Genomic DNA, 23,471 nt, shown 5'->3' with positions numbered 1-23,471 from the left:
CTTTTTTATAAATACTATTGTATGATAAATTTTATTTGTATTATTGCATAACAATTCCGTAAGCACTTCATACTGCGGGCCGTTAAAAATAAGATACTACCTAAAAAATCTTTTGCATTATTTCCTAAATTAATTAAACACATAGAATATTCATGTTTGATATTTCTGTATTAAAAGAAATGAAGCTTGCTGAGCTTCAAGAAATAGCTAAAAAGGCTAAAACCATAAAATTTACCGGTGTAAAAAAAGATAATTTAATTAATCTTATTTTAGATCATCAAGCTACAACTGCTGTTGTTGAACCTGTTATTGAAAAATCGGCAGAAGAAAAAAAGCCAAAAAGGGCAAGGATCGTAGCAGAAAAAAAGGTGGTTACTCCCAAAAAGGAAGCTCCAAATTTGTTTGAAGCTGAAGAGAAAAAGGAAACGCCAGAGGTAGTTATTGCTTCAGAGAAGAAAGAAGATGTTGTAACAGAAGCTAATTTGCCGAAAGAAACTGAAATTCAATCAGTGGCGGAAGCGCAGCCTAAAAAGGAGGTAAAAGCAGTTAAGTTCAATAAATCTGCTTACGAGAAAAAGATGGCTTTACAAAGAGAAAAAGAAGCTTTGAAGGAAACGGTTGCAGTTGTTGAAGAAATTCCGACTGAAATACAATCGGAATCTAATTCGGAAGTAGTAGAGGAAAAAGGTGAAAATCCTGTTCCTGAAAAGAAAATAAATCCACTTGATCGAAAGCGAACTGACGAAGTAAATCAACAAAATAAAAAAGGACAAAACCCGAATAATAAGCTTAATCCAAACCAGAACGGGAATTCTAACCAAAATGGGAACAATCAAAATCCCAACCAAAACCAGAATCAAAACCAAAACCCAAATCAGAATCCGAATCCGAATTTCAAAAACAAAAAAAGCAATTTCAAAGATGCCGATTTTGAATTTGACGGTATTATAGAAAGTGAAGGTGTTCTTGAAATGATGCCTGATGGTTATGGTTTTTTACGTTCTTCGGATTATAATTATTTGGCTTCTCCAGATGATATTTATTTATCGACTTCTCAAGTGCGTTTGTTTGGTTTAAAAACCGGAGACACCGTAAAAGGGGTAGTTCGTCCGCCAAAAGAGGGAGAGAAGTTTTTTCCGTTAGTACGTGTTTTAAAAATCAATGGTCATGACCCTCAAGTAGTTCGTGATAGGGTTTCTTTCGAACATTTGACGCCTGTTTTTCCTTCTGAAAAGTTTAGATTAGCCGAAAAGCAAAGTACGATTTCGACACGAATTATCGATTTGTTTTCTCCAATAGGTAAAGGGCAACGTGGTATGATTGTAGCGCAGCCTAAAACCGGTAAGACAATGCTTTTGAAAGAAATTGCAAATGCTATTGCTGCCAATCACCCTGAAATATATTTAATAGTATTACTTATTGATGAGCGTCCTGAAGAGGTTACAGATATGCAGCGAAGTGTGCGTGGAGAAGTAATTGCTTCAACGTTTGATAGAGAACCACAAGAGCATGTTAAGATTGCCAACATCGTTTTGGAAAAATCAAAAAGATTGGTCGAATGTGGTCATGATGTAGTTGTTTTATTGGATTCGATTACTCGTTTGGCACGTGCATATAATACAGTGCAACCAGCTTCCGGAAAGGTTTTAAGTGGAGGTGTTGATGCCAATGCTTTGCAAAAGCCAAAACGTTTCTTTGGTGCCGCCCGTAATGTTGAAAATGGAGGATCTTTAAGTATCATTGCAACTGCTTTGACTGAAACAGGATCTAAAATGGATGAGGTTATCTTTGAGGAATTCAAAGGAACTGGTAATATGGAGTTGCAGTTGGATAGAAAAATTGCAAACAAACGTATCTTCCCTGCTATCGATTTAACGTCATCCAGCACAAGACGTGATGATTTATTGTTGGATCAAAATACATTACAGAGAATGTGGATTATGCGTAAATATCTATCGGATATGAATCCGGTTGAAGCAATGGATTTTATCAATGATCGTTTTAAGAAAACTAAAAACAACGACGAATTTTTGATTTCAATGAATGATTAATGCTGCATATTGTGGGTAGAGAAGCACTGCAGTGCTTCTCTACAATTATCAAATATATATTACATAAAAAAGTCCTCGATTTCGAGGACTTTTTTATGTTAACTACATTGCATTCTGAATGTTAATTTGCTTTTCTTTCCAATAGTGCCATGTAAAAACCATCAAAACCGGATTCTGAGGCTAATAGTTTTTGATCTTTTATTAAGTTGAATTGCTTTCCAATTTCTGTTTTTAAGAAACGGGCAATTTGTTCTTGATTTTCGGAAGGTAAAACAGAGCAGGTAGCATAAACTAATTTACCGCCTGGTTTTACGATTTTCGAATAACTTTCCAAAACTTCTGATTGTACTTTACGAATGTTGTCAATGAACTCCGGTTGTAGTTTCCATTTAGAGTCCGGGTTTCTTTTGAGTACTCCTAATCCGCTGCAAGGAGCGTCAATCAGTACTCTGTCTGCTTTTTCGTGGAGTTTTTTGATGACTTTGGTTGAATCAATAATGCGATATTCAATATTGAAAACACTATCTCTTTTGGCTCTAAGTTTTAATTGCTTTAATTTACTTTCATATAAATCCATTGCGATCAATTGTCCTTTGTTTTCCATCAAAGAAGCGATATGCAACGTTTTTCCGCCCGCACCCGCACAAGTGTCCACAACTCTCATTCCTGGTTTTACGTCAAGAAAATGTGCAACTAGTTGAGAATTGGCATCCTGAACTTCGAATAGTCCTTCTTTGAAGGCATCTGTCAGGAAAACATTTGCTCTTTCTTTGAGTACTAATGCGTCAGGTTGGTCTTTTAAGAACTCTGTTTCGATGTTTAAATCCATCAAAATAGCTCTTAGTTTTTCTTTGGTAGTTTTAAGGGTGTTGACTCTCAAAATTACTTTTGCAGGTTGATTTTGTGCTGCAATTTCGGTTGACCAAACTTTCTCACCTAATTCCTTCACACCCAATTCGTCCATCCAGTCCGGAATAGACTCTTTGAATACTCTTATTTTTGATAGTTCGTCAAAACGGCCTTTTATTTTTCGCTCTGGAGTACCTTCTAATTGTCTCCAATCCGGTATAGGATATCCTCTTAGAACTGCCCATACGGCAAATATTCTCCAAAGATTGTCTCTGTCATAAGGTTCTTTTACTTCTGCAATTTCTGCATATAATCTTTTCCAACGTACAATTTCGTAGATGGTTTCTGCAACAAATTTTCTATCGGAACTTCCCCAACGTTTGTCTTTTTTTAGGGATCTTGCCACCACTTTGTCTGCATATTCTCCTTCGTTGAAAATAGCATTAAGTGCGTCAATGGTAGTATAAACTAAATTTCTGTGTAATCTCATTTTGAATAATTGAAATGCAAAGGTACTATATTCTTGATTAAAACTTAGGTTTATGTTTTAATCAAAAAAAAACACTGCTTTTGAAACAGTGTTTTTATGGATGTATGTTTTAGTTTTTGACAAAAATTCTGGTAAGTTCAATGTTTTCCGGCGGGTGTAACACCATTGGGAATTTTTCGATTTTTACAGAACTACTGTCTAGTCCAAAGGCGCTTTCCTCAGATAAACTTAGTTTTTTGATCAAGAAATAAGAGTTCATGATCAGTTTTTCATGCCATAATAAATCGCTGTCATTCGACAAGAATTTCTCTGATAAAACAAATTTGAAATCACCAATAATATTGTTTTTATTCAATGATTCGTATCGGCTGGTAATATCCACCTCGCCATTTTTTACCATGTCTTTGATAACTTCACGGAACATTAGGTTTATTTTGGTTGGTTCCCTAAATCCAAGGTTGAAATCCACTCGATATAAATCATCTTTAAGAATCTCTTTTACTTTGTATTCCGTTTTATAAGGCTCTGATAAAATATTTACGTGAACAAACCAATAAATGTCGGCTCTCTTTGGTCTTTTTTGCAAGATGGAAAACATTACTTTTTCTTCTATTTCATCACTGCGGTTGGCATTTGTCATATATACCAAGTGAGTTGCATATTTTGGAATAGATAAATCGGCACTTAATTCACTTAATACTTTTTTGTAATCGTCTATTTTTACGACTTTGGTATAGGTTTTGTTAATTTGCTTGGCTCTGTACCAAATCGTCATCACACCAATAAGGATTAAAGCTATGAAAAGCGTTACGTAACCACCTTCGGCAAATTTTGTAATATTTGCAGCCAAAAAACTCAATTCAATACACATGTAAATGGTAATCAATGGTACAAAAAAGTACCATTTTACACGTTTCATGATCAAATAAAAGTTCAGCAACGCAGTCGTCATTATCATACATAAGATAATAGCAAGACCGTAAGCATGTTCCATGTTACTTGATTCTTCAAAATGCCATACAATTCCAATACAGCCAAGAAGTAATAACCAGTTTATGGAAGGAATGTATAATTGACCTTTAAGTTCGGTAGGATATTTGATTCTGACTTTTGGCCAAAAACTCAAACGCATTGCCTCATTGATTAATGTAAAAGATCCGGAAATAAGGGCTTGGGATGCTATTACGGTTGCTATGGTTGCGATTGCAATCCCGTATCCTTTGAACCAATCGGGCATTATTAGATAAAAAGGATTGGCAAAATCACCTCCAAGTGCTTTTAGAGTTGCTCCTTCATGGTGAATTAAATAAGCTGCCTGTCCGAAGTAATTTAAGACCAAAGCCGTTTTTACAAAAATCCAGCTTATTCTGATGTTTTTTCTTCCGCAATGCCCCATGTCTGAGTATAATGCCTCTGCTCCGGTTGTACATAAAAATACAAAACCTAATACAAAGAACCCTTCAGGGTGGATGCTTAATAGATGATAAGCGTAGTAAGGGTTAATTGCTTTAAACACTTCTGGGTGTAGGTGAATTTGGTTTATACCCACAGCAGCCAACATACAGAACCATAGGAGCATCATTGGAGCAAAAAACCTTCCAACTAATTTTGTTCCAAATTGTTGTATTGTAAATAGCACAACCAAAATACCGATTACAATGGGTACTGTATTGATTTGCGGGAAATAACTCTTCAATCCTTCAACGGCAGAAGATACCGAGATAGGCGGGGTGATTATTCCATCAGCCAATAAGGCACTACCTCCAATAATCGCGGGGAAAATCAACCATTTGATTTTTGTCTTTTTAACCAAGGCATACAAAGCAAAAATTCCGCCTTCACCATGGTTGTCAGCACTTAATGTGATAAGGACATATTTGATTGTGGTTTGTAACGTAAGTGTCCAAAATACACAGGATACACCTCCTAAAACTACATCGGCGTTTATTACATAATCGCCAAGTATGGCTTTCATTACATATAAAGGAGATGTCCCAATATCTCCATAAATAATCCCTAAAGAAACTAGTAAACCTCCTAAAGTCAATTTAGTATGGAGGTCTTTGTGCGTTGCGCTCATTTAATATTATTATAAAAAACTCGTCAAATGTACTATTTTTAAACAAATTTCGATGACTTATTTTTAAAATAAAAGAAGAGGCTTAATTTGTTGTTATTAAGCCTCTTATTGATTTTTTTTAATTTAATTAGATTCTTCTGTTGCTCCCTCTGCCTGCAAAATCAGAATTTTTTTGGGATTCTGCTCTTTGAGTGTTTCTTTCATTTCCGGAATTGCCTCTGTTTTGAGAATAATCTCTTTGTTGTTCACTTCTTTGCGTGTTATATTCTCTTGGAGCAGCCATTCTGTTCTGAGAGTAATCTCTTTGTTGCTCGGTTCTTTGAGTGTTATATTCTCTTGGAGAAGCTATTCTGTTTTGAGAGTAATCTCTTCGTTGATCATTTCTTTGAGTATTGTATTCTCTTGGTGATTCAATTCTGTTTTGAGAGTAATCTCTTTGTTGATCATTTCTTTGAGTATTATATTCTCTTGGTGATTCAACTCTGTTTTGAGAATAATCTCTTTGAGATTCTACTCTTGGACTGTAAACAGTTCTTTGTGTGTTTTCTCTGTTTTGTGAGTATTCTCTTTGACTGTTATAGTTTTGGTTAGAGTAGTTTCTTGAATAGTCTCTATAGTAATTTCCTTGGTCATTACTATATCTTCTTTGGTCTAATTCATATCTATTTGAATAGTTACTGTTTCTTCTTGAAAAAGCATATTGAGGATACTGTTTTGCATAACTGTTGCAGCTATATGAACTGTAAATTACAGGAGCATTATAACATCTTCTGTAGCTTACATAGTTATAAGTGTTGTATGAATTTATGCAGCCATAAACATTTTGTCTGTATCTGAAAATAGAGCAAGGATTCCAGGCATAATAATAGGTTGGGTAATAATTCCAGTTCCAAGATGAATAATATGGTTTGTAAAAGTTAACCCAAAAGGATGCGTAAATTCTTGGGGTATTGTAATATACTGGTTCGTAAATGTAATTTTGTCCGTAAAGGTATGCGTTACCAACTATTTGGATAGAAACTTTATTTTGTCTGTTTCTTTCAATTTCGATAGTGGCAACATCTTGGTATAAATCACGTCCAATAACAGATTGAATAACGACAACGTGTGTACTGTTTTCTACAGATTCAATTACTCTTAAATAATCAACACGATTGTCATTATTTAAATCTAAATTTGAGATTTGAAGTTTTGGATCGTTTAATCTTCTTTCAAAATCGCTTAAGCTTTCTGATTCTCCAAAGATTGAAGATACAGCTGTCAAATCTAAATTGTCACTAATTTCGGAGTTCATTGCGCTTACTGTAGTTCTGTTTTGGGCATTTGTATGAATGGCAAAAAAGATGGCGATTATGGCGGCAATTTTTAATTTCGTTTTCATGGCTCAATTAGGTTAATGTTTGTGTTAAGATATATACAACAATTGTGCCAGAAATAAATATTATTGCTAATGTATTTGAGTTAAAATTTTATATTTGAAAAAAATAATAAGATTATTATGAGAAAAATATTTGCAGCTATCCTGTTTTTTAGCGGATTGTGTTTTGTGGGCGCTCAAAGTTTAAATAAAAATAAAATAAAGTCAGCTGGTTTTAGTTCGGTGCAAATTGATACAATCTTTCAAGATCAAATTAGTATCAGGGCAATTGTGTTGGATCATGATAAGATTTGGTATGCGGGAGATAAGAATCGATATGGGTTTTATGATTTGAAATCTAAAGAAAAATTTGAAAATACGATTGCCGAAGGTTCTTTAAAAATTGAATTCAGAAGTATAGCCAAAACTACTAATTACATTTATATATTAAGTGTGGCTAACCCAGCTTTGCTATATCAAATTACTAAAGATGGAAAAAAGTTTCAATTAGTTTATCAAGAAAAAAATGAAAAAGTTTTTTATGATAGTATGCAGTTTTGGAATGATAAGGATGGAATTGCTGTTGGTGATCCCATAACTGATCGTCTTACTATAATAAAAACAAATGATGGCGGAAAAACTTGGAATAAATTACCAGATGGAAAACTACCAAAACTTTTTGAAGGGGAGGCTCATTTTGCGGCAAGCAATACGAATATAATTGTAGAGGATAATAATACTTGGATTGTTTCTGGCGGAAAGAAATCAAGAGTCTTTTATTCTCCGGACAAAGGGAATTCTTGGAGTGCTTATGAAACACCTATAATACAAGGAAAGCAAATGACCGGAATTTTTACTGCCGATTTTTATGATGCAAAAAGAGGTTTTATATCAGGTGGGAATTATGAGCTACCGAATCAAAATTCAGAAAATAAAGCTGTTACGAATGATGGCGGAAAAACCTGGAAACTTATTGCAGTTAATCAAGCTTTCGGATATGCTTCTTGTGTTCAATATGTTCCAAAAAGTAACGGAAAAGGAATTGTGGTTGTAGGAGCTTCGGGTTTGTATTACTCCTCTGACGGCGGTGTGAATTGGGTGCAATTTAGTAAAGATCCTAGTTTATATACAATTCGATTTGTTGATGAAACTACTGCAATTGCTGCCGGCAGTAATAAAATGATCAGGATTCACTTTAAATAAAAATTCCCGCTTTATAAAATGATTTATAAAACGGGAATCGGTCCCAAATTTAATATGAAGCTATTTTTTTGGCCCCATGTCTTTATATTGTTGAAGTAGTTTTCTCCCGAAATCTTCTTCTGCTTTTTTTAATTTTATGATTTTTACAGAAGGAAGGACTCCTTTTAGGCTAATGATAAACTTTCTTCTTAGGTTGAACATATCTTCCTCATTATCTTCTATTTGATTTAAGAGTGTAGTAGCTTCTTTTTCAGATAGTTTGTCGAGTTCGTTATTTTGCATTCTTTTAAAAATGCCTTTCATTTTTATGTGTCTCAGTTCAAATTGTTTATCGTCATAAGTGTTGTAAAGAGGCCAGAATTTTTCAGCTTCACTTGGAGTTAGGTCCAACTCGCTAGTCAAAAACGAAATTTTCATTGCTTTTATTTGCTCTCTTTTTTCTTTGAATTTATCGTCTCTGGATTTGTCGTTTTGGCCATAAAAAGTAAAAGAAAGCAATAAAAAGAGTATGGGAAATAGTTTTTTTAATTGCATGGTATTTGTTTTATTTAAGGTAATCATTTATGTGGAATTTTGAGTTTAGTTTTCAATGACCAAATTTTCGATGTTTGGATTTGTAGCTAAAACATCTTCAATGGTTTCGCGTTCTAATTTTTTTGGAGGAGAAATAATATTGCTGTTTTCTGGTTCAATTTCTCCAATCAGTTCGTATTGATTTAGATTGGTTTCTTGTGTTAAATAATTTTCTAACGTTACTGTGTCAACTTCTTTGTTTGTGGTATTAGCTCGATAAGCTATAGGGATCATAATCGCAAGCACCAAAACTGCTGCTGCGGCCATAAATATGTTTTTTCTTTCTCTAAAAATAGATATTACTTTGGTTTCTTGCGAAACTGGCTCTATTGGTAATTTTTGCATCAAATTCGCCGAGAAATTTTCAAAGTAGTTATCAGGAGTTTTGAATCCTGGATCTATTTTTGGCTCGTTGTCTAATTTAAATGTTTTCATAGTGACTATTTGACTGTTTGTAGATAAAAAGGTTTAATTGGTAGATACAAATGCTTCAACTTTTTTTACCGCATGATGGTATGAAGCCTTTAATGCACCTACTGATGTTCCTAATATATCTGATATTTCCTCGTATTTTAAATCTTCAAAATATTTCATTTTAAAGACTAATTGTTGTTTTTCCGGTAATTCAGCAATTGCTTTTTGCAATTTGATTTGAATTTCATTTCCGTCAAAATAAACATCGGCTTTTAAATTATCGATCGCTTTGTTTTGTAATTCAACCGATGAAATCCCTGTTTTCCTTGCTTTTTGATTTAAAAAAGTTAGCGCTTCATTGGTTGCAATACGATACATCCATGAAAATAGCTTGCTTTCACCTTTAAAGTTTTGTAGGTTTTGAAAAACTTTTACAAAGGTATTTTGTAAAACATCATCGGCATCATCATGGTTTAATACGATGTTCCGGATATGATTGTACAATGGTTTTTGGTATTCATGCAAGAGTTTTTGAAACGCTTGATTTTGCGTTTTGGGGTTTAATAAACTAGAGATGAATGCCTTTTCTTCCTGCAATTTGTCTTAAATTTAAACTTAGATGCGAATGAGTAAAAAAGGTTTAATCTGAATAGTAATTAAAATTCAAATTCGTCCTGATTTTTTTTATTCGAAGGTTCTTTTTCTTTGATAGTTGTTGGCATCTTGACTGGCGGAGTTTTAATGCTTGGGGCCTTTACTTCCTGAGGTTTTACAGCCGGTTGTTGTTTTGGAACTGCTGCAATACTATCATTTGCGATTTTTTTGTAAACCGGTGCCACAACTTTTGGTTTTATTGGAAAATAAATATCTGTTTGCCATTTTGAAGGGCTTAGATTTTCGTTTTTACCGATAGTGAATATTTCCAAATGCGAAAAAGTAGAGTCGGTAAGGATTTTTTTATCATTAGTGTATTTGATAGCTTCTTTTAATGCATCTTTTTTGTATGTGTAATTTCCGGTCAAACTTGTTTTTAATGCTTCAAAAGCGGCTAGTTTTCCGGATAAAATATCACTTCCTTGGCTGGTGAAAATTTGCTCTTTTATTGGGACACAAAATGAAACCCTTGTTAAATCATTGATAGTGTCATAAGTGTGATAAATAATAAAAGGTCTTCCATTTAGCGCTATATTATTTTGCTTGCAAAAAATGGTGATTTTGTTAAAAACAGCATTTGCGTTTCGGGTTATGTCAGATATTTTGCTGGTGAAAGATTGTCTTAAATAAAACGTTTCCAATTTTTTTACAATACCTTTTACTTGTATGTCAAAAGTAGTACTTTCAATATCTAGGCTTTTACCAAGATTTGCTAAGCTTTTGTCGTAAACTTTGGATATGGAATTTTGTGGTTTCCCATTAAAAAAGGCATCAACTTTTGACATAAAATCCATTTTTCCAACAGATTTCCAAGTTACTTTTGTTCCGCCTACAGTGTCTTTGAAACTCCAAAAAACTTTTGATGAAGAACCGTTAAGTTCCATTTTTTGGACAATACTGTCATTCCCTTTGGTGTATAAAGTTTCTATATTCCCGCTGTCATCGCTGCCTTCCCAGTTTAATGAGCTCCCATTTCCTGCCGTTGCTTTTGAAAAAGATAATCTTACATCTTTATCTGAAGAAACCCATGTATTGAATTTTTGCCAGTTTTTATAATCATTTACATAACCAAAAACTGTTGCTTTTGGAGAATTAATCACTTTACTACTTTCAACTGTGAAGTTTCCTTTTTGCGTTGCAATATATATGGTAAGAGCCACCAGGCTTAATAGAAATAAAAGAAAAAGGTACTTGATAATTCGCATAATCGGGTTGGTTGATTTTCAGTTGTAAAGTTAAAAATTTAATTAATTATACTATTAAAACGAGGCACAAAATATGAAATTGTTCAAATGCATTTCTTTTTTTGAATTAAATGAAATAGAAATGATTTTATTTTTTCAAGCGAAAATAAATTGGCTTGTAAATTTTATTTAGTTGATAAATATGTAAATTATGAATTATTAAAAGTGTTGTTTTTATTATTTATTTAAAGAATCAGTATATTTGTTACGTATTTATTTGTTTAACATCTAAAAGAAACATAAATGAAATTAGTTAAAATAGCTGGATTGTTTGTCGCTTTCGCGATTTCTGTTGGAAGTAATGCCCAAACTGATAAAAAAGGAACAGTAAAATCGAATGATAAAGCATCTTTTGATTTCCTTGTAGAGCAGTTTTCGGACATTAAAGTTTTGCGTTACCAAATTTCGGGCTGGGAAAATCTTTCACTAAAAGAGCAGGAATTGGTTTATTATCTAACGCAGGCCGGTTATTCGGGACGCGATATAATGTGGGATCAGAATTATAAATACAATCTGAGAATCAGAAAAGCATTGGAAAGTATTTATCAAAATTATAAAGGAGATCGAAAAACTGCTGATTGGAAAAATTTTGAAATCTATCTAAAAAGAGTTTGGTTTTCAAATGGAATTCATCACCATTATTCTAGTGATAAAATTAAACCCGATTTTTCAATAGCTTATTTTAATGGTTTGTTAAAAGCTACCAAAACAGATTTGGCGCCAAAAATAGTCGAGATTTTGTTCAACGATGTTGATTCGAAAAAAGTAAATCTTGATGCTACTAAAGGATTGTTGGAAGGATCGGCAATTAATTTTTATGACAAAGGAATTACTCAAAAAGAAGTGGAAGCATTCTATGCAACGAAAAAAAGTCCGGATCCAAAGAAACCGTATTCTTTTGGTTTGAACTCTAAATTGGTACGCAATGCGAATGGACAATTAGAGGAGAAAGTATGGAAAAGTGGAGGTTTGTACGGTTCTGCTATCGATAAAATTATTTTTTGGTTAGAAAAAGCTCAAAAAGTCGCCGAAAATAAAAAACAAGGCGATGCTATTGGTCTTTTGATCAAATATTACAAAACAGGTGACCTTAAAACCTGGGACGATTATAACATTGCTTGGTTGCAAGCTACTGAAGGAAATATCGATTATATCAACAGTTTTATAGAAGTGTATAATGATCCTTTGGGTTACAGAGCTTCCTATGAATCGATTATTCAAATTAAGGATTTCGATATGTCCAAAAAAATGGAAGTTGTGTCAAAAAATGCACAATGGTTTGAGGACAATTCTCCATTAGCCCCAGAACATAAAAAGAAAAATGTAGTTGGTGTTTCTTATAAAACGGTTGTGGTTGCTGGAGAATCTGGAGATTCATCACCAAGTACACCAATTGGAGTGAATTTGCCAAATGCGGATTGGATTCGCGCTGAACATGGTTCTAAATCAGTTTCACTTGGAAATATTATCGATTCTTATGCTAAAGCAAGTGGGAAAGGAAGGTTACAAGAATTTGCCAATGATGCTGAGGAAATCAGATTGGCTGAAAAATATGGTGATTTAGGAAGCAAATTGCATACTTCTTTGCATGAAGTGGTTGGGCACGCATCGGGTCAAATTAATCCTGGTGTTGGAACTCCAAAAGAAACGTTGAAAAATTACTCATCAACTTTAGAAGAAGGAAGAGCTGATTTGGTTGGATTGTATTATTCGTATAGCCCAAAAATGCAAGAACTTGGTTTGGTTGACAATTGGAAAGAATTGGGGATGGAATGTTACGACAGTTATATTCGAAACGGTTTGATGACACAGTTAATCCGTTTGGAATTGGGTGCGAATATTGAGGAAGCCCACATGAGAAACCGTCAATGGGTAAGTGCTTGGGTTTTTGAAAAAGGTAAAAAAGACAACGTAATTGAGATGATTACACGTAATGGTAAAACCTATTTCAATATTACTGATTACGATAAGTTGCACGATTTGTTTGGGCAGTTGCTAAAAGAAGTGCAACGAATCAAATCCGAAGGTGATTTTGAAGCCGGAAAAGCGCTAGTTGAAAATTACGGAGTAAAAGTCAATCAAAAATTACACGCCGAAGTATTGGAACGAAATAAACAATTTCCGGATGCTCCTTACAGCGGTTTTGTAAATCCGGTTTTGGTTCCTAAATACAATGCCAAAGGAGAAATTATTTCAATAGCGGTTGAGCAACCAAAATCATTTGCAGAACAAATGCTTAAATATTCTAAAATCTATGGATTTTTGCCGTTAGAAAATTAATTTTAAGAGCTTAAAAAACTCTAAGTCAATAAGAATCTTAGTGACTTAGAGTTTTTTTTATGCTCTAATTATTCTGATAAAAAGCCTTAGAATCTTAGCAAATTAGAGGCTTTTGTTATCTTTTAAAGTAAATTTTGATAACAAATAAAAGGGCAATAAATACTAGAAAGCCAATTAAGATTTTATAATTTCCTTTATAGAATATTTTGTGAAGGTTAGCGTCTTTTCGATAAGCAAAAACCATTGCTATGACAAAAGCGATAAAAAAACAGAGAGCAAATATTAGTTGGCCTTGGCTGAACATGTTGAAATAATTTTTGGCAAATTTAGGCAATAGTTTAGAAAAAGTTGTTAATTTCCCACTTCAAATCAATAATTAAAAAGGATGCAAAAACAAATCAACGCCGTTAAGGAATTTCATGCGGCATTCAGGATAGGACATAGCGAAACGCCAATTGCTAGTTTGGGTGAAGAAAAAAATAAGCTTCGTTATAATTTGATGAAAGAAGAAAACGAAGAATATTTGGAGGCTGTTCAGAATAATGATTTAGTCGAAATTGCCGATGCGCTTGGCGATATGATGTATATTCTTTGTGGAACTATTATTGAACATGGATTGCAATATAAAATCGAAGCAGTTTTTGACGAAATCCAAAGATCGAACATGAGTAAATTGGGTGAGGACGGAAATCCGATTTACAGAGAAGACGGGAAAGTGATGAAAGGGCCAAATTATTTCAAACCCGATTTTTCAAAACTTATTTAGTCACCAATTTATAAGATATAAAAAAAGCGATTTTCAAATGAAAATCGCTTTTTTGTTTCTTTGAATTAAGTCAGTAGTCTGAATTCTAAAATCTATACTTTAACAGTCCATCCAAAAGTATCTTCGGATAGTTTGTTTTGAAGATTTGTTAATTTTTCTTTCAATAAAGAAGCGTATGAATTTTCGATTTTTGGCAATTCATAATAAACGTCTTTGTATGAGTAACCTGCAATTGGGTTAACTACCGCAGCAGTACCTGCGCCAAAAATTTCTTTCAATGTTCCGTTTTTAGAAGCTTCAACTAGTTCTGAAACCAATACAGGACGAACCTCTACTTCAATGCCTTCTTTTTTGGCCATGTCGATAAGACTTTTTCTAGTGATACCGTCAAGGATACGCTCACTCACAGGAGCAGTTAATAAAGTGTCATTGATTCTGAAAAATACGTTCATTGTACCAGCTTCCTCAAGTTTGGTATGCGTTGCATCATCAGTCCAGATAACTTGTTGGAATCCTTCTTTGTTTGCCAAAGTTGTTGGGTAAAATTGAGCTGCATAGTTACCTGCCGCTTTAGCAGCACCAATACCTCCGTTAGCAGCTCTACTGTAATGCTCGGCAATTAATACTTTTACTTCTCCTGAATAATATGCTTTTGCAGGAGAAAGTAATATCATGAATTTATAATCGTCAGATGGATTAGCAACAACACCAGCGCCTGTAGCAATCATAAAAGGTCTAATGTACATAGTGCTTCCGTTTCCTTTTTTTACCCAAGCCTCGTCCAATTTCAATAATTGTTTCAAACCTTCCATAAAAACAAACTCAGGGACTTCAGGCATTGCCATTCTCACAGCCGATGCATTGAAACGCTTGTAGTTTTCATCAGGTCTAAAAAGCCAAATATCATTATTTTCATCTTTGTAAGCTTTCATTCCTTCAAAAATGGCTTGTCCATAATGAAAGACTTTTGCAGATGGATCCATTAAGAAAGGCGCGTAGGGTTTAATAACCGGTTGCTGCCATTCTCCATTAATGTAATCACATTCAAATAAATGGTCTGTGAATACTGCTCCAAAGCTTAAATGATCAAAATCAACTTCATTTATTTTTGTAGTAGTTGCTTTTATTATTTCGATTGTGTTGGTTTGAGTGGTACTCATAATTACTTACTTATGTTGTTTTAAAAAAAGATATTTTATTAGTTAATAAAACGATACAACGAAAAGAGTTTTCTATTGACGGTAATATTGTTTGCAAAATTAAATAAAAATCAGTGAAAAACTTGTGAAAAAATCATTAAAAATAGAGTCTGACTGTGATTTAATTATTGTATAATTTTATTTGAAAAATGGACTAAAATTATATGGATTATATAAAAAAATGTGGTTTTTAGATAATGATAAGAAATTCTTTTATTTAATTTTGAAGACTTTATAGTGCCAGAATTGGCGACATCACCTCAAAAATCATATTTTGGAAAGAGAAATTATACGTACTCAGGATGGTTCAACAACAATCCAAATCAAAGAATGGAACGAATGTTATCATTCTAAACATGGTGCAATTCAGGAAGCTAAGCATGTTTTTATAAAAAATGGATTGGCATTATTTCCAAATCAAAAAGTTTCTATTCTTGAAATTGGTTTTGGAACAGGTTTAAATACTTTTATCACCTATTTGGATGCAAAAGGATTGGATCAGTCAATAGATTATGTTGGGGTAGAAGCTTATCCGGTTTCGGGAGATGAAATCGAAGCAATGAATTATTTGGAGGAATTGGATGCTTTGGATTCAAAAGACATTTTTGTTAAAATTCATTCTTCTGATTGGGAAGAAAAAGTAAAATTGAGTGACACTTTTTCTTTGACAAAAAGGAAACAGTTTTTTCAAGATATTGATGATGTCGAGCAATTCGATCTGATTTATTTTGATGCTTTTGGTTATCGTGTCCAACCTGAATTATGGAGTACCGAAATATTTGAAAAGATGTATAAAGCGTTAAAACCAAACTCAATATTAGTGACTTATGCAGCCCGTGGCGTTGTAAAAAGGAGTATGCAAGAGGTTGGTTTTACGGTCGAAAAATTGGCCGGACCACCGGGAAAAAGAGAGATGTTTAGAGCTAGAAAATAAGCTTTTTGTTAAGCCGTTGATTTGTAAAATTTTATAGCGAAAACGTTATAAATTTTATATTTCTGTGTTAAAAAAAAAGATTGTATTTGAAAAAAATGTAAATTTACATCATGTTGAAATCAAGATATAACCCCAAAAAATCTTAATTTATGTCTAAAGTAATGTTTGATTACACTAAGTCTGTGTTGGAAAGAGTGAGTTTTGACCCGGTACTTTTTTGTAAAGAATTAGAAAAAGCAATAAGAACACTTTTACCTTTTGAATTGGATCAATTAAGAGAATGGTTGTTTAGTTTTACAATCGAAAAACCAGAATTAAAACAGTGTTTAGTAATTGTGAACCCATAAAATAATAAGGAATCAATTTTGGTTCCTTTTTTTATGCTTTTTTTTTAATTTTTTAACAAGACTCGATTCTGTAGCTATTGGACTTCAAATTATGTGTAAAACATGTAATTTGTCGATGGTATTTGTCTTTTGGGATATTTTTATTTTTGTTAAATTAAATTATTTAGGTAATTTTGTACCTGTTTACTAAAACAAAATATTTAAACCTTTTTTGTCGTGTCTTAAATGTTTATGATGGCCGAAAGAAGGTGATAAGAAAGCTAAGCTTTTGTTCAGTTTTTATAAGGATTGGGAAAAAGCGATAAAACTTTAAAAGAGAAAAGGAACCGTTTGGTTCCTTTTTTTGTTGAATTATTTTTTCAAGAGAGGGCTTACGATTTGAACATTTTGAAATACAATGGCTCCTTTTATAACTCCAGAAATACTGCTTCTTAATGCATCGATGATTTGTATTTTTAATTCGCTTTTCGGGTAAATTAAACTTACTTCTCGGGCTGGTTTTGGTTCTTTAAAATGTCTTAGTTTCGCTTTGTCGGATTCTTTTAAGTCCAAAGTGTGTAAATAAGGCAGTAAAGTGGTTCCTAATCCTTCATCAGCCAGTTTGATCAATGTTTCAAAACTACCGCTTTCAATTTGGAATGATTTCAATCCACTTTCATTTCTGTTTTTGCATAAATTTAAAATCCCGTCCCTGAAACAATGTCCGTCCTGAAGTAATAAAATCTCATTGATGTTAAGGTCTTCAACTTCAATTTCCTGTTTTTGAAACATGGCGTTACTTTCTGGGATGTAAGCAACGAAAGGTTCGAAGTAAAGAACAATTTCTTTGATTTTTTCATCCTCAAGTGGAGTTGCAGCAATAGCGGCATCCAGATTCCCATTTTTTAGTTTTGTAATAATCTCTTCAGTATTCAATTCCTCAATAATCAATTTTACTTTCGGATATTTCTTGATGAAATTATTTAAAAACATTGGAAGTAATGTAGGCATGATTGTTGGAATAATTCCGAGTCTGAATTCGCCACCGATGAATCCTTTTTGTTGTTCTACGATGTCTTGTATGCGATCGGCTTCATTAACTATGTTTTTGGCCTGGCTTACAATTTTTTGACCAATGTCAGTCAGTTGGATCGGTTTTTTGGTACGATCAAAAATTTGAATATTGAGTTCCTCTTCAATTTTCTGAATTTGCATACTCAATGTTGGTTGAGTGACAAAACATTTTTCGGCAGCCAATGTGAAATTTTTGTGTTCGGCTACAGCCAATACATATTTGAGTTGTGTTATTGTCATGAGATAGTCTATTTTTATGCAAATATAAAAACAATCAATTTAGTTTATGGTATGTTTTTGCGTTTATGGCATAACTTTGATAAGAATAAAAGGATGATTTGATGTTTTATTGTAAATTTAAGGCAATATTACTTTGAATGGAAAGTTCACTTTATCATTAAAAATAAATTATTAAAATAAAAAGCATGAAAGTAAATACAATTGGATTACCTATCGAGGAATCAGAAGTTATAATAGTCGAACTGAATGTACTTTTGTCCAATTATCAAATCTATTATCAAAGTTTAAGAGGTTTGCACTGGAATATCAGAGGAAGACGTTTTTTCGATTTACATCTTAAATTTGAAGAATTATATAACGACTCACAGTTAAAAATTGATTTGATAGCAGAAAGAGTTTTGACACTGGGAGGAAGACCATTACATACATTTGAAGACTACATTAAATTTAATCAATTGCCTGTACGAAAGAATATTTCAAATGACGTCGCAAGTATTAAATTGATAGTGGATTCACTTTCTAAATTACTAAAAATAGAAAGGGAAATTCTTTCTAAAGCATCGGATATCAATGATGAAGGTACCAATTCGATGATGAGTGATTTTATTGTTGAGCAGGAAAAAACGATTTGGATGATGAATGCCTGGTTAGAAGAAAGTTTGTAAATCAAGCAAATTCAAAAATGGCCTAGTTAAATTTTAATTTAATTAGGCTATTTTTTGTTAATTATAAATTAATTTCATAAAACTAATTTTTTAATTCAATTTCTATCATTTACTTTTGCCGCCATGAGAACCTTTGCAAGTATCGTATTAATCTTTTTTATGCTATTTCTAGTGGCCCCAACGATAGTGGCTTATCTGGAAAAAGACAAAGATCCTACGAGCCTATGTGAAGACTGTAATACTTCTACTTCTTCCTCTATTGAAGAAATAAAGCATGACATAAAATATTATACTTTCAACCCGTTTTTTGAAGTGTCTTTTTTGGAAACAGAAAAAGGCTCAGGACGTATAATTTTTGAGAATTTATCTAGACATGATTTAATTTGTGCGACGATATTTTTACCTCCTCCAAACTTGGCATAGTTTTTTGACGATTTCATTATCATTAAATGGTTATTATTAGCCTTGTAATTGCTCTAATCTGTTTTAGATTTTAGAGTCAGTATTTTATTTATCACCTTTGCCATAAAGGATTAAGATTGTTTTTTAATCCACTGGTTAATAGTGGATTTGTTTAATAAAATATTGGAGATAGTGATATTGGTGTTCTTTTTTCAGATATGCAACTTTAAGATTTGTATGTCTTCCTACCACTGCAATGGTATTGACCGGCAGTAAAAAAAATGAATTTAAACTTATTATTATGTCAAAAAAAATCAATCTTTTTACTCATTTTAAATCAGATTTTGCCTCTGGTTTAGTTGTTTTTTTAGTGGCACTGCCGCTATGTTTAGGAATCGCGATGGCGTCGGGAGCTCCTTTGTTTTCAGGAATTATAGCAGGAATTGTTGGAGGGATAGTTGTTGGTTATTTGAGTCAGTCACAAATCAGTGTTTCGGGACCGGCTGCTGGTTTAACTGCTATTATATTAACAGCCATAACCGATCTAGGTGCGTTTGATATTTTCTTAACTGCTGTTTTTATTGCAGGAGTTATCCAGTTATTATTGGGTTTTTTAAAAGCAGGAAGTATTTCTAATTATTTTCCGACGAATGTGATTGAAGGTATGTTAGCTGGTATTGGTGTTATCATTGTTATGAAGCAGCTCCCTCATGCATTTGGTTATGATGCCGATTTTGAAGGGGATCAGGCTTTTGCTCAGGGGAATGAAAATAATACCTTTTCGGCTGTTTTTGATATTTTGAATCATTTGCAATTGGGAGCAATATTGATTACTTCGATTTCGATTGCTATTTTACTTATGTGGGACAAAGTACCCGCTTTGAAGAAATTGAAATTGGTGCCAGGAGCATTGGTAGCTGTAATAATCAGTGTGCTGTTAAACGAGTTTTTTACAGCTTCGGGAAGTTCTTTGGCAATTGCTCAAGATCATTTGGTTTCTTTACCAGTTCCAACTACTGTGGAAGAATTTAAGGCAATTATTGTGACACCAAATTTTGCAGGATTAGCAAATCCAAAAGTATGGGTAATTGGTTTGACAATTGCTATAGTTGCATCGATCGAATCATTATTGTGTATCGAGGCTGCAGATAGAATGGATGTTCACAAACGTTTTACGAATACAAACGTTGAATTAAAAGCACAAGGAATAGGAAATATTATAAGTTCACTTTTGGGTGGATTACCTATGACATCAGTTGTAGTGCGTACTTCTGCTAATAACGCTGCAGGTGCCAAATCGAAATTATCAGCAATAATTCATGGTGTATTATTATTAGTTTGTGCGCTTACAATCCCGGTTCTTTTGAATAAGATACCTTTGGCAACATTGGCAGCAGTATTAATCTTAGTAGGATACAAATTAGCGAAGCCAGCGACATTCAAACATTTTTGGGATTATGGTAAATATCAGTTTTTACCATTTATCGCGACTTTCTTGGGTGTAGTTTTTATGGATTTGCTAAAAGGAGTTGCGTTGGGAATTACTATTTGTATTGTATTTATTTTGAGAGGAAACCTTAAAAGAGCGTACAGTTTTAGAAAAGACGAATACGTGGACGGAGATGTGATCAATATCGATTTGGCCCAAGAGGTTTCTTTTTTGAATAAAGCGGCAATTAAATTGACATTGGCAAATATTCCGGAGAACAGCAAAGTGGTTATCAATGCACATGATACCGTTTATATCGCCCACGATATTTTGGATTTAATCCATGAATTCAAGACAACAAGGGCAATTGACGATAACATAAAAGTGAAGTTAATAGGCTTCAAAAAAGAATACGATTTGGAGAATAGTGCCGAAATTCAAAATCACGTAAGTATTGAACACCACTATGATTTTGTGAAAAGAGAAATCGTGGAAAAGAAGGTTGTAAAAGAAGTATTTCCGGAATAAATTGTGATTTTTAAAGTATTAAAACGTCAATACTTTTCTTTGTATTAAATTTACAGAACGTAATAAATAAACAGACAATTAAAATTAAAGTAAAATGAGTGATTTCTATAAAAAAATATTAGATAACAATAAAAAATGGGTTGAAGAACAGTTGGATTTGGATCCGGATTTCTTTAAAGATTTAGCCAAGGGGCAACAACCACCTTTATTATGGATCGGTTGTTCTGATAGCCGTGTGCCTGCGAACGAGATTATTGGCGCTAAACCGGGAGAGGTTTTTGTTCATAGAAACATTGCAAATATGGTAATCCATTCGGACATGAATATGTTGAGTGTATTGGATTATTCAGTAAATGTTTTAAAAGTAAAACATGTGATTGTTTGCGGACATTATGGTTGTGGTGGAGTAAAAGCGGCAATGGGTAATGACTCAATCGGTATAATTGACAACTGGATTCGCCACATTAAAGATGTTTATCGTTTGCATGATAAATATCTAAATTCTATTGAAGATGAAACTGATCGTTTTAATGCTTTTGTAGAAATCAACGTAAAAGAACAGGTTTTTGATTTAGCCAAAACATCCATTATACAATCGGCTTGGAAAAATGGACAGGAAGTAACTATTCACGGATGGGTTTATGGACTAAATTCAGGATATGTAACGGATTTAGGGGTTAATTTTAGTTCGGATCAAGATTTGGATCAGGTTTATCAACTAAAATTTCCACAATAGTTAATTATTCAATAGCGAATTGTACTATATATAAAAGACCATCTGCATAGATGGTCTTTTTTTATGATTCATCTTCTTGTTCTAAGTTTTCATTGAATGCTGAAGGCAGCAGGGTAGGGATGAATTTAATCAAAAGAGGAAGTAATAGACTGCCTCCCGGAAGTAAAAAGATAGTCAGTGACGGCACTGTTTTGCAGATGTCCAATAATTGCTTTTTGATTTTTTTCTTTTCTTTTTCGTCCAGGTCTCTGTGGGTAGAATGAGCCAAAAGCAACATCAATTCCTTACTTTCAATGATTTCTTTCAATAATCTCTTTTTATTACGAGAAATCAAAGTAATGACACTTCTTGTAGTTTGATCGTAAAAATGCTTTACAGGATTTGAATAATTGAAATAAGGAATATCTTTTTTGTGTTGCGCAATAAATCCGTCGGTGCTTATAATGCTTTTTGATACAAAATCATCTTCAATTGCTAAACTTTGGGAAAGCGTGTGCAAAAAGTAAGCTTCATTGTTTTCAATAACACCATCGCTCCATAATGCCATTCCAGCGATGTCGATTAGGTATTTTTTCTCCAATTCGGCATTGAAATAATCCAAGTCTAAATTTTCTATAGTTATGTTTTCTTTTTTGAAAAACTTACTATATCTGATTGAAGCTTCAAATAATTTGATTAACAAGTCGTCGTATTGTGATTTATTTGTTTTTATTTTTAAAGCCAATGTTACAATGTTGACAATGGTTTCCTCAATTTTTTTGAGGTATTTGTCAGGAATTTTGCCATGAATCAAATATTGGCGAAAAGCCAAAACATCTATAAAAAGAAGCGCATTGGTAACTAAATGCGAAAAATTTTTATTAATGATGCTTTCATTTGTTTGCACACGTTGACCGATTATTTCTTCCAACGTAAAAACCGTCGCGGTTTTAGAAAGTATTTTTTTGAATAAACTAAAACCTTCCGGGTGCATTTCTCTGTAGAAAGCATAGGCTTGTTCGATAAAAAGAGACGATTTTTTTTCTTTTGTTGTTAAAACAAAAATGCCGTACAAAGCGTTCAATAAGGCTACTTTGGAAATTTCCTCTTTGAACCATTCCTTGCTTTTTATTTCAAAAGGAGTGTCAAACGAAATGATGTGACCGTAGATAAAGCCTGTATCTCTTAATCTTTGGTAAAACTCATCTTCAGTTTCAGGAACATTGTGCTCTGATAACTTTAATTTTGTGAAGAATTTATCTATCCAACCAGATGCTGAAGGGTTTATCATTTTTTAATTTTGATTGTGCAAAGCTATGCTTTTTTAGTAAGCAAAGGGAATATCTTGGATTTATAAAATGACTGACGAGGGAATTTTTGTGAAATTTTGGTTTTCAATCTATGAGAATTAAGATTTTGGAAATCATTCCCTTGATTTTTTGTTTTGTTGGCAAAGTTCAATTATAGTGGAAATCCTTGTGTTTCTGGTTTCGGTTCTTTTGGCTTGGTTGAGCCAATAGAGGTAGCTTTTTCGGTAGGTGCGACTGAAATTTTTATAATTTTCAAAAGCAATTTGATTTTGATCGAATGCTTGGGCTAAATCATCAGGAATTATCAAATCTTCGACATGGTCTAATGAATTCCAGGAACCGTTTTGTTTGGCTATTTCAATTTTAGACAAACCACTCTCATGCATCAGATTTTCGGCAATGAGTTTTTCGATATAGGTTTTATTGAGTTTGCTCCAAACACTTTTGTCTTTTCGAGGAGAAAAAATTTGCTTTCGGGCGTGTTCGTCTATATTTCTAACGGTTGAATCAATCCAGCCGTAGCAAATGGCCACTTGAACCGCTTCTTCCCAGCGCATGCTTTCAAATGGACTGCTGACTTTGTAGAAAATCAAATAAACACCAGTTGACGAATTATGGTTTTTGTGTAACCATTCCCGCCAATCTGATGCATTTTTGAAATAGAGATGCTCTTTTTCTTTCAAGAGAA

Annotated in this window: 22 protein-coding genes; 10 read left to right on the top strand and 12 right to left on the bottom strand. The window is 33.2% G+C overall.

All coding sequences use genetic code 11. The features are described 5' to 3' along the window. Positions 1 to 152 precede the first annotated feature (152 nt). The gene (gene rho / locus OZP12_RS16505; protein WP_281226144.1) at positions 153 to 2,051 is read left to right on the top strand and encodes a transcription termination factor Rho; all 1,899 of its coding nucleotides are present in this window, start codon (positions 153 to 155) and stop codon (positions 2,049 to 2,051) included. Between the two features lie 121 nt (positions 2,052 to 2,172). Here rho and OZP12_RS16500 read toward each other — a convergent pair whose 3' ends face one another. From OZP12_RS16500 to OZP12_RS16490, 3 genes are all read right to left on the bottom strand, one after another. Next, entirely contained in the window at positions 2,173 to 3,390 is a 1,218-nt protein-coding gene (locus OZP12_RS16500; protein WP_281226143.1) for an RsmB/NOP family class I SAM-dependent RNA methyltransferase, read from the bottom strand. A gap of 109 nt (positions 3,391 to 3,499) precedes the next feature. Continuing rightward, on the bottom strand, positions 3,500 to 5,470 hold the full coding sequence (locus OZP12_RS16495) for a KUP/HAK/KT family potassium transporter (protein ID WP_281226142.1): 1,971 nt from the start codon (positions 5,468 to 5,470) through the stop codon (positions 3,500 to 3,502). Positions 5,471 to 5,597: 127 nt separating this feature from the next. Further along, positions 5,598 to 6,851 (bottom strand): hypothetical protein, encoded by a 1,254-nt coding sequence (locus OZP12_RS16490; RefSeq protein WP_281226141.1) that lies wholly within the window; start codon positions 6,849 to 6,851, stop codon positions 5,598 to 5,600. Between the two features lie 117 nt (positions 6,852 to 6,968). Between OZP12_RS16490 and OZP12_RS16485 the strand changes: the two genes are divergently transcribed. Beyond that, positions 6,969 to 8,030 carry a beta propeller repeat protein gene (locus tag OZP12_RS16485; RefSeq protein WP_281226140.1) on the top strand — a complete coding sequence of 354 codons (1,062 nt, stop codon included), beginning with the start codon at positions 6,969 to 6,971 and terminating at the stop codon, positions 8,028 to 8,030. A gap of 60 nt (positions 8,031 to 8,090) precedes the next feature. On the opposite strand, the gene OZP12_RS16480 is transcribed toward OZP12_RS16485, so the two are convergent. From OZP12_RS16480 to OZP12_RS16465, 4 genes are read right to left on the bottom strand one after another with little or no spacing between them, the layout of a single operon-like run. Then, on the bottom strand, positions 8,091 to 8,591 hold the full coding sequence (locus OZP12_RS16480) for a sensor of ECF-type sigma factor (protein ID WP_349293557.1): 501 nt from the start codon (positions 8,589 to 8,591) through the stop codon (positions 8,091 to 8,093). A gap of 18 nt (positions 8,592 to 8,609) precedes the next feature. After that, positions 8,610 to 9,038 (bottom strand): hypothetical protein, encoded by a 429-nt coding sequence (locus OZP12_RS16475; RefSeq protein ID WP_281226139.1) that lies wholly within the window; start codon positions 9,036 to 9,038, stop codon positions 8,610 to 8,612. Between the two features lie 33 nt (positions 9,039 to 9,071). Beyond that, positions 9,072 to 9,614, bottom strand: a complete 543-nt coding sequence (locus OZP12_RS16470) for an RNA polymerase sigma factor (protein WP_281226138.1) — start codon at positions 9,612 to 9,614, stop codon at positions 9,072 to 9,074. Between the two features lie 59 nt (positions 9,615 to 9,673). After that, complete coding sequence (locus OZP12_RS16465; RefSeq protein WP_281226137.1) at positions 9,674 to 10,876, bottom strand: SRPBCC family protein; 1,203 nt, start codon at positions 10,874 to 10,876, stop codon at positions 9,674 to 9,676. 282 nt (positions 10,877 to 11,158) lie between these two features. Between OZP12_RS16465 and OZP12_RS16460 the strand changes: the two genes are divergently transcribed. Then, positions 11,159 to 13,195 (top strand): dipeptidyl-peptidase 3 family protein, encoded by a 2,037-nt coding sequence (locus tag OZP12_RS16460; RefSeq protein WP_281226135.1) that lies wholly within the window; start codon positions 11,159 to 11,161, stop codon positions 13,193 to 13,195. Positions 13,196 to 13,310: 115 nt separating this feature from the next. Here the strand turns inward: OZP12_RS16460 and OZP12_RS16455 are convergent, their stop codons facing one another. Continuing rightward, the gene (locus tag OZP12_RS16455; protein ID WP_281226134.1) at positions 13,311 to 13,499 is read right to left on the bottom strand and encodes a hypothetical protein; all 189 of its coding nucleotides are present in this window, start codon (positions 13,497 to 13,499) and stop codon (positions 13,311 to 13,313) included. Positions 13,500 to 13,580: 81 nt separating this feature from the next. Between OZP12_RS16455 and OZP12_RS16450 the strand changes: the two genes are divergently transcribed. Then, positions 13,581 to 13,961, top strand: a complete 381-nt coding sequence (locus OZP12_RS16450; RefSeq protein ID WP_281226133.1) for a pyrophosphohydrolase domain-containing protein — start codon at positions 13,581 to 13,583, stop codon at positions 13,959 to 13,961. A gap of 92 nt (positions 13,962 to 14,053) precedes the next feature. Here OZP12_RS16450 and OZP12_RS16445 read toward each other — a convergent pair whose 3' ends face one another. Beyond that, entirely contained in the window at positions 14,054 to 15,121 is a 1,068-nt protein-coding gene (locus OZP12_RS16445; protein WP_281226132.1) for a branched-chain amino acid aminotransferase, read from the bottom strand. A gap of 313 nt (positions 15,122 to 15,434) precedes the next feature. Here OZP12_RS16445 and mnmC2 point away from each other — a divergent pair, with 313 nt between their 5' ends. Further along, positions 15,435 to 16,094, top strand: a complete 660-nt coding sequence (mnmC2, locus tag OZP12_RS16440) for a tRNA (5-methylaminomethyl-2-thiouridine)(34)-methyltransferase MnmC2 (RefSeq protein ID WP_281226131.1) — start codon at positions 15,435 to 15,437, stop codon at positions 16,092 to 16,094. Between the two features lie 149 nt (positions 16,095 to 16,243). After that, positions 16,244 to 16,441, top strand: coding sequence for a hypothetical protein (locus OZP12_RS16435; RefSeq protein ID WP_281226130.1), 198 nt, complete (start codon positions 16,244 to 16,246; stop codon positions 16,439 to 16,441). A 351-nt stretch (positions 16,442 to 16,792) separates the two neighbouring features. On the opposite strand, the gene OZP12_RS16430 is transcribed toward OZP12_RS16435, so the two are convergent. Next, positions 16,793 to 17,734: a hydrogen peroxide-inducible genes activator gene (locus OZP12_RS16430; RefSeq protein WP_281226129.1), complete on the bottom strand. Its 942-nt coding sequence runs from the start codon at positions 17,732 to 17,734 to the stop codon at positions 16,793 to 16,795. Positions 17,735 to 17,919: 185 nt separating this feature from the next. On the opposite strand from OZP12_RS16430, the gene OZP12_RS16425 reads away from it, so the two are divergent. The 4 genes from OZP12_RS16425 to can all read left to right on the top strand — a co-directional run bounded on the left by OZP12_RS16425 (position 17,920) and on the right by can (position 21,494). Next, the gene (locus OZP12_RS16425; RefSeq protein ID WP_281226128.1) at positions 17,920 to 18,399 is read left to right on the top strand and encodes a Dps family protein; all 480 of its coding nucleotides are present in this window, start codon (positions 17,920 to 17,922) and stop codon (positions 18,397 to 18,399) included. A 123-nt stretch (positions 18,400 to 18,522) separates the two neighbouring features. Continuing rightward, a complete protein-coding gene (locus OZP12_RS16420; protein ID WP_281226127.1) occupies positions 18,523 to 18,822 on the top strand; it encodes a hypothetical protein in 300 nt (99 codons plus the stop codon). 280 nt (positions 18,823 to 19,102) lie between these two features. After that, positions 19,103 to 20,758 (top strand): SulP family inorganic anion transporter, encoded by a 1,656-nt coding sequence (locus OZP12_RS16415; RefSeq protein WP_281226126.1) that lies wholly within the window; start codon positions 19,103 to 19,105, stop codon positions 20,756 to 20,758. 94 nt (positions 20,759 to 20,852) lie between these two features. Then, complete coding sequence (gene can, locus OZP12_RS16410) at positions 20,853 to 21,494, top strand: carbonate dehydratase (protein ID WP_281226125.1); 642 nt, start codon at positions 20,853 to 20,855, stop codon at positions 21,492 to 21,494. 61 nt (positions 21,495 to 21,555) lie between these two features. Here can and OZP12_RS16405 read toward each other — a convergent pair whose 3' ends face one another. Continuing rightward, entirely contained in the window at positions 21,556 to 22,764 is a 1,209-nt protein-coding gene (locus tag OZP12_RS16405) for an LETM1-related biofilm-associated protein (protein ID WP_281226124.1), read from the bottom strand. 132 nt (positions 22,765 to 22,896) lie between these two features. Beyond that, on the bottom strand, positions 22,897 to 23,466 hold the full coding sequence (locus OZP12_RS16400; RefSeq protein ID WP_281226123.1) for a YdeI/OmpD-associated family protein: 570 nt from the start codon (positions 23,464 to 23,466) through the stop codon (positions 22,897 to 22,899). Between the last annotated feature and the right edge of the window lie 5 nt (positions 23,467 to 23,471).

The organism is Flavobacterium aquiphilum (assembly GCF_027111335.1).
In the GTDB taxonomy this organism is placed as follows: domain Bacteria; phylum Bacteroidota; class Bacteroidia; order Flavobacteriales; family Flavobacteriaceae; genus Flavobacterium; species Flavobacterium aquiphilum.
This window is presented reverse-complemented; position numbering and strand designations above follow the sequence as displayed.